We start from the raw sequence: 14,456 nt of genomic DNA, 5'->3' as shown, positions 1-14,456 counted from the left end.
GGGTTCGGGTCGGTCGGCGGGATAGGGGGGACACCCCCTAGAGGCGTTCGAAGGAGCGGCGCAGCTCCCAGTCGGTGACCGCGGAGTCGTACGCGTCGAGTTCCACGCGGGCCATGTTCCGGTAGTGGGCGACCACCTCGGGGCCGAAGGCCGCCTTGGCGATCTCGCTGTTCTCCCAGAGCTCCGCGGCCTCGCGCAGGGTGCTCGGGACGTGCGCGTACTCGCCGGTGTAGGCGTTGCCCGCGCAGACCTCCGGGAGTTCCAGCTCGTTCTCGACGCCGTAGAGCCCGGCCGCGACCAGGCCGGCGACGGCGAGGTACGGGTTGACGTCACCGCCGGGGAGGCGGTTCTCGAAGCGCATGGAACGGCCGTGACCGACCACCCGGAGCGCACAGGTCCGGTTGTCCACGCCCCAGGCGACGGCCGTCGGGGCGAAGGATCCGGGCCGGAAACGCTTGTACGAATTGATGTTGGGGGCGTAGAGAAGGGAGAAGTCGCGCAGCGCGGCCAGCTGGCCCGCCAGGAAGTGCCGCATCACCGGTGACATGCCGCCCGGGCCGTCACCGGCCATCGCATTGCGTCCGTCGGCGTCGCCCAGGGAGAGGTGGATGTGGCAGGAGTTGCCCTCGCGCTCGTCGAACTTGGCCATGAAGGTGAGCGAGACACCTTCCTGGGAGGCGATCTCCTTGGCCCCCGTCTTGTAGACGGCGTGCTGGTCGCACGTGGTGAGCGCCTCGTCGTAGCGGAAGGCGATCTCGTGCTGGCCGAGGTTGCACTCGCCCTTCGCCGACTCGACGACCAGGCCCGCGGCCTGCATCTCGTTGCGGATCCGGCGCAGCAGGGGCTCGATGCGGCCGGTCCCGAGGACGGAGTAATCGATGTTGTACTGGTTGGCGGGGGTCAGGCCGCGGTAGTCGGCGTTCCAGGCCTGCTCGTAGGTGTCCTGGAAGACCATGAACTCCAGCTCGGTGCCGACCATCGCGGTGTACCCGTGCCCGGCGAGGCGCTCCAGCTGGCGGCGCAGGATCTGCCGGGGCGCGGCGACGACGGGCGAGCCGTCGTTCCAGGCGAGGTCGGCCAGGAGGAAGGCGCTGCCGGGGTTCCAGGGGATGCGGCGCAGGGTGGCGAGGTCGGGGTGCATGGCGAAGTCGCCGTAGCCCCGGTCCCAGGAGGACATCTCGTACCCGTCGACCGTGTTCATGTCGGTGTCGACGGCGAGGAGGTAGTTACAGCCCTCGGTGCCGTGCTCCAGGACCTCGTCCAGGAAGAACTGTGCGGCGAACCGCTTGCCCTGGAGGCGCCCCTGCATGTCGGGGAAGGCCAGGACGACTGTGTCGATCTCGCCGCTGGCGACGAGGGCACGGAGCTCCTCTGTCGTGAGCGGCGGCTTGCGGTCTACCACGGGAATCTCTCCTTCGGTGAGCCGAGGAGGCCTAAGGTATTGAATAGAACCATTGCTTGGGAAGGGGAGGAGCCAAGATGACCGATACGGCCAGCGAAGGCGACGCCGTCGCACGGCTGAATCCCGTGCTGCGGCAGGTGCGGGCGGGCAACGGTTTCGAGGAGGCGCTGGAGCAGATCCTCCAGGTGGTCCGGCTGGGTCTGGTGCCGGGCGGGGAACGGCTGCCGCCCGAGCGCGAGCTGGCGGAGCGGATGGGGATCAGCCGGGTCACGCTGCGCGAGGTGCTGAAGGTCCTCCAGGACCAGGGCCTGGTCGAGTCCCGGCGCGGACGGTACGGAGGAACGTTCGTCCTGCCCCGTGCCGACACCCCGGCGGGCGGCGTCGAGGAGGAGCTGCGCCGGCGCGTCGCCGGGGTGGACATCGAGGACGTCCTGCGGTTCCGCGAGGTGCTGGAGGTGGGCGCGGCCGGGCTCTGCGCCTCCCAGGGGCTCACCGGGGAGGGCACCGCGCGGCTGCTCGGCGCGCTGGCGGCCACCCATGACGCCCCGCTCGCCGACTACCGCCGCCAGGACACCCTCTTCCACCTCACCCTGTGCGAACTGGCCGGCTCCGCCACCCTGACCGCCCAGTACGCGGCCGTCCGGGCCACCGTCAACGACCTGCTGGACTGCATCCCGCTGCTGGTGCGCAACCTGGAGCACTCGCAGCAGCAGCACACCGCCCTGGTGGAGGCGGTACGGGAGCAGGACGCGGCCCGGGCGCGGGAGACCATGCGCGAGCACTGCTGCGGCACGGCGGCGCTGCTGCGGGGCTTCCTGACCTGAGCGGGGCGAGGCGGGGGGACCGGGCCGCGGGCCGGACGGCGGGTGCGGGACGGGCGGGCCGGGATCCGCGCGCCACCCTCGCGCCGCCGCCACCCTCCCGCCACCACCGCCGCCGCCCGCGGCCACCGTCGGCCGGGAGTCATTCGTTACTTCTCTTTAACGCAGAGGCCTTGCGCACTCCACTCCACTGCGGCAAAGGTACGCCCCACAACCATTGCCCATTGCCCTGAGGCAGGAGCGCACGATGGCCGACGACATCGAGGCACGGCTGACAGCCGTGCCCGCACCCACCACGTCCCCCGAGGGCGGCGACGGCTCCGACCACTACCTGGAGCGCCGCACGCTCCGCCGCGGCAGCGCCGGCTGGCTTCTGCTCACCGGCCTCGGCGTCGCGTACGTCGTCTCCGGGGACTTCGCGGGCTGGAACGTAGGCCTGGAGAAGGGCGGCTTCGGCGGCCTCGCCATCGCCACCGTCCTGATGGGCGCCATGTACGCCTGCCTGGTCTTCTCCCTCGCGGAGCTGTCCAGCGTCCTGCCGACCGCGGGCGGCGGCTACGGCTTCGCCCGCCGGGCGCTGGGACCCTGGGGCGGCTTCCTCACCGGCACCGCCATCCTCATCGAGTACATCCTGGCCCCGGCCGCGATCGTCATCTTCATCGGCGACTACGTCGAGACCCTCGGCCTCTTCGGCCTGACCTCCAGCTGGCCCGTCTACCTCGGCTGCTTCGTCGTCTTCATCGGTGTCCACCTCTGGGGCGTCGGCGAAGCGCTCCGTTTCAGCCTCGTCGTCACCGCGATCGCCGTCGCCGCGCTGCTGATCTTCGCGGTGGGGGCCTTCACCGAGTTCGACGCCGGCGGTCTGAACGACATCCCGGTGGACGCGAGCGCCTTCGGCTCGAACTCCTGGCTGCCCCTGGGCCTGCTGGGCATCTGGGCCGCCTTCCCCTTCGGCATGTGGTTCTTCCTCGGGGTGGAGGGCGTACCGCTGGCGGCCGAGGAGGCCAAGGACCCGGTCCGCTCCATGCCGAAGGCGCTCGCCATCTCCATGGGCGTGCTCGCCCTGCTGGCGCTGATCACCTTCTTCGCCGCCACGGGCGCGCAGGGCGCGAACGCCGTCAAGGCCGGCAACCCGCTGATCCAGGCGCTGGAGGGCGACGGTGGCCCCACCGCGCTGAGCCGGTTCGTGAACTACGCCGGCCTGGCCGGCCTGGTGGCCTCCTTCTTCTCCCTCATCTACGCGGGCTCGCGCCAGCTCTTCGCCCTCTCCCGGGCCGGATACCTGCCGCGCTTCCTCTCCCTGACCTCCCGGCGCAAGGCCCCGTACCTGGGCCTCGTCATCCCCGGCGCGATCGGCTTCACCCTCGCCGCGGCCACCGGCAACGGCGAGCGCATGCTCAACATCGCGGTGTTCGGCGCGACCATCTCCTACGCCCTGATGGCCCTCTCCCACATCGTGCTGCGCCGCCGGGAGCCGGACCTGGAACGCCCGTACCGGACCCCCGGCGGGATCCTGACCTCCTCGGTGGCCTTCGTCCTCGCCCTGTCGGCGCTGGTCGCCACCTTCCTGGTGGACAAGGACGCGGCGTTCATCGCGCTGGCCGTGTACGCCGTCGCCCTCGCCTACTTCGCCTTCTACAGCCGGCACCGCCTCGTGGCCTCGGCGCCCGAGGAGGAGTTCGCCGCCCTCGCCAAAGCGGAGGCGGAGCTCTCGCGGGACTGAAATCCTGTTCCCGCCCGACCGCACCACCCGTCCTGGAGGTAAAGAACGTGCCCAGGCCGCTCATCGGCATCAGCACCTACGTGGAGGAGTCCACCCGCTACGGCGTGTGGGACATCCCGACGGCGCTCGTCCCCGCGGGGTACTACGAACTCGTCCAGGCGGCGGGCGGCACGGCCGTGCTGCTCCCGCCGGACGAACCCGGGACGGCGGCGGAGGTGCTGGGCCGGCTGGACGGGCTGGTCGTGGCGGGCGGCCCCGACGTGGACCCGGTCCACTACGGCGCCGCCCGCGACCCCCGTACGGGCGCCCCCGCGACCGTCCGCGACCACTGGGAGCTCGCCCTGATCGCCGCCGCGCTGGAGACGGGCCTGCCGACGCTCGGCGTCTGCCGGGGCATGCAGGCCCTGAACGTGGCCCTGGGCGGCACCCTGACCCAGCACCTCGACGGGCACATGGACACACCGGGCACCATGTCCTGGCACCCGGTCCGCCCGGTCCCCGGCACCCGGTACGCGACGCTGGTCCCCGAGGAGGCAGAGGTCCCGACCTACCACCACCAGGCCGTCGACCGCCTGGGCCGCGGCCTCATGGCCTCGGCCCACGCCACCGACGGCACGGTGGAGGCCATCGAACTCACCGACCCCGCGCACTGGTGCCTGGGCGTCCAGTGGCACCCGGAGCGGGACAAGGACACCCGCGTGATGTCCGCCCTGATCGAACAGGCCGCCACCCGCAAACCCCTACAAGCCCCCAGCCCCGCCGGCGTCTAAGCCCCGGGCCCCGCCAGCGCATGAGGCGCGGGGGCAGAGCCCCAAATCCAGCCCCGCCGCCCCAATCCCAGCCCCGCCGGCGATTGAGGCGCGGGGTCCCGAGGCAGAGCCCCAACCCAGCCCCGCCGGCGATTGAGGCGCGGGGTCCCGAGGCAGAGCCCCAACCCAGCCCCGCCGGCGATTGAGGCGCGGGGTCCGGGGCGGAGCCCCGGCAACGGCGCCGCACCCAACCCCCGGCCAGAGGCCAGGCGGCGGCGGCTAGCCCCGCCCCCGCGTCAGCGACAGCAGATCCCGCGCGGGCCCCGCCGGCCTGGCCCCCACCGGCCAGACGGCCCGCAGCTCACGGTCCAGCGCCGCCCCGGCAACCGGCACGGCGACCAGCCGCCGCGCCGCCAGCTCGTCCCCCAGGGCCAGTTCCGACAGCACGCACGGCCCCGCCCCACTCAGCGCCGCAGCCTTCACGGCAGTGGTCGACGCCAGCTCCAGCAGCGGCTCGGCCAGCCCCCCGGCCCCCGCCAGCGCAGCGTCCAGCACCTGCCGCGTCCCCGACCCCCGCTCCCGCAGGATCAGCGGCGTCGACGCCAGTTCCGCCGCGGCCACCCCGCGCGAGCGCCGGGCCCACGCGTGACCCGGGGCCACCGCCACGATCAGCCGGTCCTTCGCGATGACGGCCGAGTCCAGCCCCTCCGGCACGGTCAGCCCCTCCACGAAACCGAGGTCCGCCTCGTGCGACAGGACCCGCTGCGCGACCACCGCCGAGTTCCCCGCGTGCAGCGACACCGCCGTGTCCGGCCGCTGCCCGCGCAGCGCGATCAGCCACCCCGGCAGCAAGTACTCCGCGATGGTCATGCTGGCGGCCACGCGCAGCCGCGAGTCCCGGCGTCCCCGTAGCGCCTGCGCCCCCGCATCGAAGGCCTCCGCGGCCTCCACCACCTGCCGGGCCCAGTCCGTGACCAGCGCCCCTTCCGCGGTCAGCGTCGACCCGCGGGGCGACCGGTCGACCAGGGCCACGCCCAGCCGGGTCTCCATGGCCCGGATCCGGCTGCTCGCCGCGGGCTGGGTGATGCCCAGCCGCCGGGCCGCGCCGCTCAGACTGCCCACCCGCGCCACCGCGAGCAGCAGTTCCAGCGCGCCCAGGTCCGGTACCCGGTGCGCCAGCGGAACCCACTCGTCATTGCCCATAACATCAGTTTATGGCCTCATAGGGAGATCACCTCTGCCGCCCGGTCCGGCGCGGCAGCAGGCTGGGTCCATGGCCACCACCCTCGTGCGACCCCGCACCACCCCCGCCACCGAGACCGCGCCCCGCGCCCACAAGGCCCCCGCGCTGCGGCACCTCGGCCCCAACTGGTACGCCTCCGTCATGGGCACGGCGATCGTCGCCAACGCCGGCGCGACCCTGCCGTACCAGCTCCCCGGACAGCGCGTGGCCTGCCAGATCGTCTGGGCGCTGTCCGCGCTCGCCCTCGCCGTGCTGCTCACGGCCCGCGCCGGGCACTGGATCCACCACCGCGACCAGGCCCGCGCCCATCTCCTCGACCCCGCCGTGGCCCCCTTCTACGGCTGCCTCTCGATGGCCCTGCTGGCCGTCGGCGGCGGCACCCTCATCGTCGGCAAGGACCTGATCGGGACCGGCGCCGCCGTCGCCGTGGACACCGTGCTCTTCACCGCGGGCACCGCGATCGGCCTGGTCATGGCCGTGGCGGTGCCGTACCTGATGGTCGTCCGCCACAAGGTCGAGGCGAAGCAGGCCATCCCCGTCTGGCTGCTCCCCCTGGTCGCCCCGATGGTCTCCGCCGCCCTGGGCCCGCTGCTGATACCCCACCTGCCCGCGGGCCAGCCCCGCGAGGCGATGCTGCTCGCCTGCTACGCCATGTTCGGCATCAGCCTGTTCGCCACCCTGCTGATGCTGCCCCTGGTCTTCGGCCGGCTGATCGTGGGCGGCCCGCTGCCCCTGGTCCTGACCCCGACCCTCTTCCTGGTCCTGGGCCCCCTGGGGCAGTCCACCACCGCAGTGAACCAGCTCGCCGACATGGCCCCCCAGTCCATCGGCGCCCCGTACGCGGGTGCGCTCGGCGCCTTCGCTGTCGTCTACGGGGTCCCCGTGATGGGCTTCGCCCTGCTGTGGCTGGCCCTCGCCACGGCGATGCTGGTCCGGGCCGCCCGGGGCGGCATGGGCTTCGCGATGACCTGGTGGGCGCTGACCTTCCCCGTCGGCACCTGCGTCACCGGCGCCGCCGGGCTGGCCCGCCACACCGGCCTGACCGCCCTCGCCTGGCTGGCCGCGGCCCTCTTCCTGGCCCTGCTGACCACATGGCTGCTCGCCGCGGCCCACACCCTCCGCGGCCTGTTCGACCGCAGCCTGCTCACGCGTTAGGGCGGCTCAGCAGAGGCGGCTACCCCACCTGGCAGGGTACGAGCAGCCCGTCAGGCCGCCGCGCGCAGGGCCTGCGCCAGTACCCGCGGGGCCTCGGCCAGCGAGGGCCCGTACCAGGTCAGGTGGCGGCCGCTGACCAGGGCGGCCGGCAGGCCCGGGAAGGCCTCCGGCCCGTCCTCGGGCGTGAAGCGGTAGGGCTCGTCCGGGAGCACCACCAGATCGCAGCCGGCGGCCGCGAGCTCCTCCACCGGCACCCGCGGATACCGCTCCGCGTGCCCGGCGTAGGCGTTGCGCACTCCCAGCCGTGCCAGCAGGTCCCCGGCGAAGGTGTCCCGGCCGAGCACCATCCACGGCCGGCGCCACACGGGGACGAAGGCGCTGACCGGCCCCACCGGCTCGGCCCGGTCCCACGCGCGCTCGGCGTCCGCGAGCCAGCCCGGCCTCTTCAGCCCCAGCGCCCCCACCAGTACCCGGTCCAGTTCCCGCACGGCCTGCGGGAGGTCCCGGACCTCGGTGACCAGTACCTCCACCCCCGCCGCGCGCAGCGCCGCCAGGTCCGGGGCCCGGTTCTCCTCCTCGTTGGCGATGACCAGGTCCGGGCGCAGCTCCACGATCCTTCGGACGTCGGGGTTCTTCGTCCCCCCGATCCGCACCGCGTCCCCGAGGTCCGCGGGGTGCGTGCACCAGTCCGTGACCCCGGCCAGCCGCCCCGGGGCGCTCTCCGCCACCGCCTCGGTCAGGGAGGGCACCAGCGAGACGATCCGCCGCGCGCCGCTCATTGCCCGGGCGACGGCGGCTCGGACGTCGCGTGGATGTGCTCCCCGACGGCGACGACCAGCAGCCGGGTGTCCTCGGTGACGGCCCGCCAGCGGTGGCGTACGCCACCGGACAGGAACAGCGCGTCCCCGCTCTCCAGCCGGTACGCCCGCCCCTCCGCCTCCACCTGGCATGCGCCCGAGACCACGTACATCAGCTCGTCGTTGCGGTGCTGGTACTCGCGGCCCGCGTCCTGGTCCCCGGTGAACTCCAGCGCGTGCAGCTGGTGGTGCCCGCGCACGAGGGGCCGTACGCCGGGGACCGGGGTGAGCCCGGACGCGTCGCCGGCTCGTACGAGGTCCACCGTGCGCGCGGTGTCCGACGCGGCCAACAGCTCCACGGCGGTGGTCTCCAGCGCGTCCGCGACCCGCTCCAGGGACCGCATGCTGGGCCGGGCCCGCTCGTTCTCTATCTGGCTGAGGAAGGGAACCGACAGGCCGCTGCGCGCCGAGACTGCCGCCAGGGTCAGATGGAGGGCGCGACGCCGCTTGCGGACGGCCACACCGACCCGGAGCGGTTCCTTGGCGTCCTTGTCCTTGTCCGTGCTCTTGCCCTTGTCGTGCTCGCGGTCCAAGTCGTTCGGGCCGTCCGTGCCGTCCCTGTCGTTCATGTCGGGGCTGCCCTCCCCTTGTCCGTCGCACATCGGTGTGCTGTAAGCACCTTACGCAGCAACCGCCCCCGGTATCGCGCGCACGAGCGCACCGGTCCGCCCGGGGTGCCTTCGCGTGCGGGTGCGCTCACCGTCCGTGGTCCGGCGCGGCTGCCCTGACGGGCGGTCGCGCGCCGGACGGGCCCGCGCCGCGTTGCGGCATCATCGTGTCCGTGACGACACGACGCCTGATGCTCCTGGACACCGCCTCCCTCTACTACCGCGCCTATTTCGGCGTGCCGGACTCGGTGAAGGCTCCCGACGGCACCCCGGTCAACGCCGTGCGCGGGCTGCTCGACTTCATCGGGCGGCTGGTCCAGGACCACCGCCCGGACGATCTGGTGGCGTGCATGGACGCCGACTGGCGGCCGCACTGGCGGGTGGAGCTGATCCCCTCCTACAAGGCGCACCGCGTCGCGGTGGAGACCGAGACCGGGCCGGACGTGGAGGAGACCCCCGACACCCTCGCCCCGCAGGTGCCGATCATCGAGACGGCACTGGACGCCTTCGGCATCGCCCGGGTGGGAGTCGCCGGCTACGAGGCGGACGACGTGATCGGCACGCTCACCGCCCGCGCGACGGGCCCGGTGGACATCGTCACGGGCGACCGCGACCTCTACCAGCTGGTCGACGACGCACGGCAGCGGCGGGTCCTCTACCCCCTCAAGGGCGTGGGCAGCCTCCAGGTGACGGACGAGGCGTGGCTGCGCGAGAAGTACGGGGTGGACGGTCCCGGTTACGCGGACCTGGCGCTGCTGCGCGGGGACCCGAGCGACGGCCTGCCGGGCGTCCCGGGCATCGGCGAGAAGACCGCGGCCAAGCTCCTCGACACCTACGGAACGCTCGCCGGGATCATCGCGGCGATCGACGACCCGAAGGCGAAGCTGACTCCCACCCAGCGCAGGCGGCTGGACGAGTCCCGGCCGTATCTGGCGGTGGCTCCGAAGGTGGTCCAGGTGGCCTCGGACGTCCCGTTGCCGCAGTTCGACCCGGCCCTCCCCACCTCCCCGGCACAGCCCGAACTGGTGGCCGCCCTCACCCATCGATGGGGTCTCGGTGGAGCCGTGTCGCGCCTGAGCAGCGCGCTGCTCCCCTGAGGTGCTAACTTAGGTAATCCTAAGTTTCAGGGGAGTCAGGGGAGTAACCGTGGCAGAAGGACGCGCCCGCACTGTCGGCACCGCTGTCGTCGTACGTACCGAACGGCTTTCGCCGCACATGGTGCGGCTCGTGCTGGGCGGTGACGGTCTGGCGGGCTTCGGCGCAGGCGAGTTCACCGATCACTACATCAAAATCCTCTTTCCTCCGCAGGGCGTCACCTACCCCTCGCCGTGGAATCTGGAGCAGATCCGCGCCGACTTCCCGCGCGCTCAGTGGCCGCGCCAGCGCGCGTACACGGTCCGGTCCTGGGACCCGGCGCACCTGGAACTGACCCTCGACTTCGTCGTCCACGGCGACGAGGGCGTGGCCGGCCCCTGGGCGGCCCGCGTCCAGCCGGGTGAACTCGTACGGTTCCTCGGCCCGGGCGGCGCGTACGCCCCGGACCCGACGGCCGACTGGCACCTCCTGGTGGGCGACGAGAGCGCGCTGCCGGCCATCGCCGCGGCGATGGAGCGGATGCCGGCCGGTATGCGGGTCCACGCCTTCATCGAGGTCGAGGGCCCCGCCGACGAGCTGAAGATCGCCACCACGGACGGCACCGTGCCCGTCTGGATCCACCGCGGCGACCGCCCGGTCGGCGAGGCCCTGGTGAAGGCCGTCACCTCGCTGCAGTTCCCCTCCGAGAACGTGCACGCCTTCGTCCACGGCGAGGCGGGCTTCGTCAAGGAGCTCCGCCGCCACCTGCGCCTGGAGCGCGGCATCCCGCGCGAACACCTGTCGATCTCCGGCTACTGGCGCCTGGGCGAGACGGACGAGGGCTGGCGCGCGATCAAGCGCGACTGGAACGCCACGGTGGAAGCCGAACAGGAACACACCCACAAGGCCGCCGCGTAGCCTCCGGCAAGGTTGCATGGCCGGGTGCCCTGCGGGCGGCTCGGCGGTGTCCGGCTCGCCTGCGGCCGGGCCCCTGGGGCTCCGCCCCAGACCCCGCGCCTCAAACGCCGGCGGGGCTGGATTTGGCCCTGGCTTCGCCCGTGGCGGGGGTGGGGTTCGGCTGCGCCGGGGCCTGGTCGGTGGGGTCGGTCCGCGGGGCCGCTCCGGGTTGTCTCCTCGGCTCGCGCACTGAGCCCGACCCGACGCCATCGGCCCAGGTTGCGCGCTCGTCCTGCGGGGACAACCCTGCGCGTCCCCACTCCCCTCCACCACGGCTTCCGGCGGGCGCCGGGGCCTGCTTCCGAAGCCTGGGCGTGGGGCGGGGTCGCGCAGGAGAGTCCCCGCAGGACGAGCGCGCAACCCGGGCCCTGCCTTCGCAGCCGGGGCTCAGTGCGCGAGCCGAGGAGACGCTCCGGAGCGACCCCGACCCACACCCCGAACCGCCAAGCCCTGCCAGGGCCAGGGCCAAACCCGTCCCTGGCAGGGCCAAACCCAGCCCCGCCGGCGATTGAGGCGCGGGGCCTGGGGCGGAGCCCCAGCAGCGGCGCCCAGCCAGAGCCACGGCACCGCACGGCCACAGCGGCAGCGCCCCCGCGCGGCCCAGCCCGTCCGGCGGGACAATGACCCCATGCGTACGCTGCGCGCACTCGGCGCGGCGGGGGCCGCGGCCCTGCTGACCGCGACGGCGGCGACCGCCGCGCCCAGCCCCCCGCCCCCGCCGAAGCCCCTGCTGACCGACGCCCAGGTCGACAAGGCCGTCGCCCGCCTCGATCAGACGGTCCGGGACATGATGCGCCGCACCGGGGTCCCCGGGGTGTCCGTCGCCGTGGTGCACCAGGACAAGGTCGTCCACCTCCAGGGCTTCGGCCTCCGCAGGACCGGTGAGAGCGCCATGGTCGGCCCCGACACCGTCTTCCAGATCGCCTCGCTCTCCAAGCCGGTCTCCTCCACGGTCGTGGCCGGCACGCTCACCACCGCGGACGAGTGGGACCGCCACACCGACCTCCCCGGGTTCGCCCTCAAGGACCCCTGGGTCACCGACCACGTCTCCACGGCCGACCTCTTCTCGCACCGCAGCGGTCTCCCCGACCACGCCGGCGACCTCCTCGAAGACCTCGGCTACGACCAGGCGTACATCCTCGACCACCTGCGCCTGGAGCCCCTCAGCCCGTTCCGCGCCAGCTACGCCTACACCAACTTCGGTTTCACCGCCGCCGCCGAGGCCGTGGCCCGCACCAAGGGCGCCAGCTGGCAGAAGCTCGCCGAGGACACCCTCTTCAAGCCCGCCGGCATGACGCACACCAGCACCGAGTTCTCCGCCTTCGAGAACGCCCCCGACCGCGCCGCCACCCACGTCAAGAACCCGGACGGCACGTGGAGCCCCCGCTACGTCCGCGATCCCGATGCCCAGTCCCCGGCCGGCGGGGTCAGCTCCAACGCCCGCGACATGTCCCGGTGGCTGCGCCTCCAGCTCGCCGAGGGAGCCCTCGACGGGAAGCGGATCGTCCCGGCCGACACCCTCGCCCGTACGCACCTTCCCGAGATCGTGTCGCAGGCGCCCTCCCCGCCGCAGAACCACACCTCCTTCTACGGCCTGGGGTGGAACGTCTCCTACGACGACGCCGGCCGGCTGCGCCTGAGCCACTCCGGCGCCTTCGACCTCGGCGCCAACACCAACGTCACGATGCTCCCCCTGGAGGAGCTCGGCATCGTCGTCCTCACCAACGGCGCCCCCGTGGGCCTGGCCGACGCCGTCGCCCTGGACTTCTTCGACTTCGCCGAGCACGGCAAGCCCACCACCGACTGGCTGGCCCTGGCCGGCGCCCTCTACGAACAGCTGGCCGCCGTGGGTCGCTCCCCCACCGACTACGCCCACCCGCCCGCCTCGGCGCAGCCGGCCCAGGACAGCGCCGCGTACACGGGAAGCTACGACAGCCCCTACTACGGCAAGGCCACGGTGACCGCCGACGACAAGGGCGCGCTCACCCTCTCCCTCGGCCCGAAGCCGGAGCGCTACCCCCTGACCCACTACGACGGGGACACCTTCAGCTTCGAGACCGGGGGCGAGAACGCGGTGGGCCGCAGCGGGGTGACCTTCTCCGACGGCACCCTCCGCGTCGAGTACCTCGATACGAACCACCTGGGCACCTTCACCCAGCAGTAGCCTGTCCCCCGATGAGACGCAGAGCCCCGGTACCCCCCTCGCCCCTCCCGCAGCGCGCCGGAATCGACCCGGTCCGGCTGCGCCTGCCGCCCGACCCGGAGGGGGCCTGGCCGGACCTCGGCGGCTACCTCGCCGCGCACTACGCGGGCGGCCCCGGCGCCGAGGCCATCGCCCGCCTGCTGGCGGCCGGCCGGGTACGGGGCCCCGCCGGCCGGGTCCTGCGCGCGCGGGACCCGTACGAGCCGGGCGCCTACCTGTGGTTCCACCGGGACCTCCCGGCCGAGCCGGTCGTCCCCTTCCCGGTCCGCGTCGTGCACCGCGACCCGCACCTCCTGGTCGTGGACAAGCCGCACTTCCTGGCGACCACCCCGCGCGGCAGCCACATCACCCAGACCGCCCTGGCCCGGCTCCGCGAGGAGCTGGAGCTGCCCGGGCTCAGCCCGGCGCACCGGCTGGACCGGCTGACGGCCGGACTGGTGATGTTCAGCATCCGGCCCGCGGACCGGGGCGCCTACCAGCTTCTCTTCCAGCGGCGGGAGGTGCTCAAGGAGTACGAGGCCCTCGCACCGTACGATCCGCAGCTCGACCTGCCGCGCACCGTGCGCAGCCGCATCGAGAAGACCCGCGGGGTGATCGCGGCGACCGAGGTCCCGGGCGGCGAGCCGAACGCCGAGAGCCGGATCGAACTCACCGGCACCCGGGGCGGCCTGGGCCGCTACCGGCTGACCCCGCACACCGGCCGCACCCACCAGCTGCGGGTGCACATGAACGGCCTGGGCCTGCCCATCCTCGGCGACCCGGTGTACCCGACGGTCGCCGATCCGGCCCCGGACGACTACCGCAGACCGCTCCAGCTCCTGGCCCGGGTGCTGGCCTTCACCGACCCGGTCACCGGCACCGCCCACCGCTTCGAGAGCGGACTCGCCCTCCAGGCCTGGCACGACCTCCCGGGCTGGGAATCCGGGACCGGCCCCGAGTACGCGACCGAGGTCAGGGCGGAAGGGACGCCCTAGGCGGGCCCGTCCGCGCCGACGCCCGCGATCCGCAGGGCGGCGTCCGCCGTGGCGTCTGCGAAGGCGGATACGGGCCGTGCCGGGTCCGCGCGGTGGATCAGCATGACGCCCTCGATGAGCCCGAAGACCAGGTCGTTGCGGAGCGCCAGCCCGGCCCGGTCGCCGGCCAGTTCGGCCCCGGCGCAGGTCCCGTGGAGCAACTCGCGGTAGATGTGCTTCAGTTCGGCGCGCATCCGGCGGAACTGGCCGAAGCGCGCCCCGGCCACCTCGGGCAGCAGGTACAGCGCGCCCAGGTTGTACGGCCCCCCGCACAGCAGCAGCACGTCGGAGCGGCACAGCTCCCACAGCCGCCGGGCGGCCGGCCGCGCGGCGTCGGCGAGCAGCTTGCGGCCCAGCTGCAGCGAGGGTGCGACCGTGGACTCCAGGAGCTCGGCGAGGAGTTCCTCCTTGCCGCCGAAGTAGTGGTACATCGTGGCCTGGCGCAGCCCGGCCCGCTCGGCCACCGCCCGCGTGGTGGTGGCCCCGTAGCCCCGGACGGTGAACAGCTCGGCCGCCGCGCACAGGAGTTCCTCGCGCGGCGGCCGGCCGCTCACCGGTCTCAGCTGGTCGGCGCGTGGCCGACCGACCCGTCTCGGTCCTTCGTCTGCTGCCCCACTCATGGGCCGATCGTCGCACAGTGCACGACGAACT

13 protein-coding genes are annotated in these 14,456 nt (G+C 73.4%); 8 read left to right on the top strand and 5 right to left on the bottom strand.

Going from position 1 to position 14,456, the window contains the following annotated elements:
- Positions 1-37 precede the first annotated feature (37 nt).
- Complete coding sequence (locus tag OG447_RS18025; protein ID WP_266937762.1) at positions 38-1,402, bottom strand: glutamine synthetase family protein; 1,365 nt, start codon at positions 1,400-1,402, stop codon at positions 38-40.
- A gap of 77 nt (positions 1,403-1,479) precedes the next feature.
- On the opposite strand from OG447_RS18025, the gene OG447_RS18020 reads away from it, so the two are divergent.
- The 3 genes from OG447_RS18020 (at position 1,480) to OG447_RS18010 (ending at position 4,716) form a co-directional block, all read left to right on the top strand.
- The gene (locus OG447_RS18020; protein WP_266937760.1) at positions 1,480-2,226 is read left to right on the top strand and encodes a FadR/GntR family transcriptional regulator; all 747 of its coding nucleotides are present in this window, start codon (positions 1,480-1,482) and stop codon (positions 2,224-2,226) included.
- 244 nt (positions 2,227-2,470) lie between these two features.
- Entirely contained in the window at positions 2,471-3,946 is a 1,476-nt protein-coding gene (gene eat / locus OG447_RS18015) for an ethanolamine permease (protein ID WP_266937758.1), read from the top strand.
- Between the two features lie 47 nt (positions 3,947-3,993).
- Positions 3,994-4,716, top strand: a complete 723-nt coding sequence (locus OG447_RS18010) for a gamma-glutamyl-gamma-aminobutyrate hydrolase family protein (protein WP_266937756.1) — start codon at positions 3,994-3,996, stop codon at positions 4,714-4,716.
- A gap of 258 nt (positions 4,717-4,974) precedes the next feature.
- Here the strand turns inward: OG447_RS18010 and OG447_RS18005 are convergent, their stop codons facing one another.
- Positions 4,975-5,898 (bottom strand): LysR family transcriptional regulator, encoded by a 924-nt coding sequence (locus tag OG447_RS18005; protein WP_266937755.1) that lies wholly within the window; start codon positions 5,896-5,898, stop codon positions 4,975-4,977.
- 70 nt (positions 5,899-5,968) lie between these two features.
- On the opposite strand from OG447_RS18005, the gene OG447_RS18000 reads away from it, so the two are divergent.
- Positions 5,969-7,093, top strand: a complete 1,125-nt coding sequence (locus OG447_RS18000; RefSeq protein WP_266937753.1) for a TDT family transporter — start codon at positions 5,969-5,971, stop codon at positions 7,091-7,093.
- A 50-nt stretch (positions 7,094-7,143) separates the two neighbouring features.
- Here the strand turns inward: OG447_RS18000 and OG447_RS17995 are convergent, their stop codons facing one another.
- Complete coding sequence (locus OG447_RS17995; protein ID WP_266937751.1) at positions 7,144-7,872, bottom strand: helical backbone metal receptor; 729 nt, start codon at positions 7,870-7,872, stop codon at positions 7,144-7,146.
- Positions 7,869-8,519, bottom strand: coding sequence for a helix-turn-helix domain-containing protein (locus OG447_RS17990; RefSeq protein ID WP_266937749.1), 651 nt, complete (start codon positions 8,517-8,519; stop codon positions 7,869-7,871). Before OG447_RS17990 ends, OG447_RS17995 begins: the two co-directional genes overlap by 4 nt.
- A gap of 230 nt (positions 8,520-8,749) precedes the next feature.
- On the opposite strand from OG447_RS17990, the gene OG447_RS17985 reads away from it, so the two are divergent.
- The 4 genes from OG447_RS17985 to OG447_RS17970 all read left to right on the top strand — a co-directional run bounded on the left by OG447_RS17985 (position 8,750) and on the right by OG447_RS17970 (position 13,766).
- Entirely contained in the window at positions 8,750-9,655 is a 906-nt protein-coding gene (locus tag OG447_RS17985) for a 5'-3' exonuclease (protein ID WP_266938930.1), read from the top strand.
- A 49-nt stretch (positions 9,656-9,704) separates the two neighbouring features.
- A complete protein-coding gene (locus OG447_RS17980; protein ID WP_266937747.1) occupies positions 9,705-10,550 on the top strand; it encodes a siderophore-interacting protein in 846 nt (281 codons plus the stop codon).
- A gap of 667 nt (positions 10,551-11,217) precedes the next feature.
- On the top strand, positions 11,218-12,753 hold the full coding sequence (locus tag OG447_RS17975) for a serine hydrolase (protein ID WP_266937745.1): 1,536 nt from the start codon (positions 11,218-11,220) through the stop codon (positions 12,751-12,753).
- 11 nt (positions 12,754-12,764) lie between these two features.
- Complete coding sequence (locus tag OG447_RS17970) at positions 12,765-13,766, top strand: pseudouridine synthase (RefSeq protein ID WP_266937743.1); 1,002 nt, start codon at positions 12,765-12,767, stop codon at positions 13,764-13,766.
- Here OG447_RS17970 and OG447_RS17965 read toward each other — a convergent pair.
- Positions 13,763-14,425, bottom strand: a complete 663-nt coding sequence (locus OG447_RS17965) for a helix-turn-helix domain-containing protein (RefSeq protein ID WP_266937741.1) — start codon at positions 14,423-14,425, stop codon at positions 13,763-13,765. The two genes, OG447_RS17970 and OG447_RS17965, sit on opposite strands and share 4 nt — an antisense overlap.
- Positions 14,426-14,456: the final 31 nt, after the last annotated feature.

This window comes from Streptomyces sp. NBC_01408 (genome assembly GCF_026340255.1).
Lineage (GTDB): Bacteria > Actinomycetota > Actinomycetes > Streptomycetales > Streptomycetaceae > Streptomyces.
This window is presented reverse-complemented; position numbering and strand designations above follow the sequence as displayed.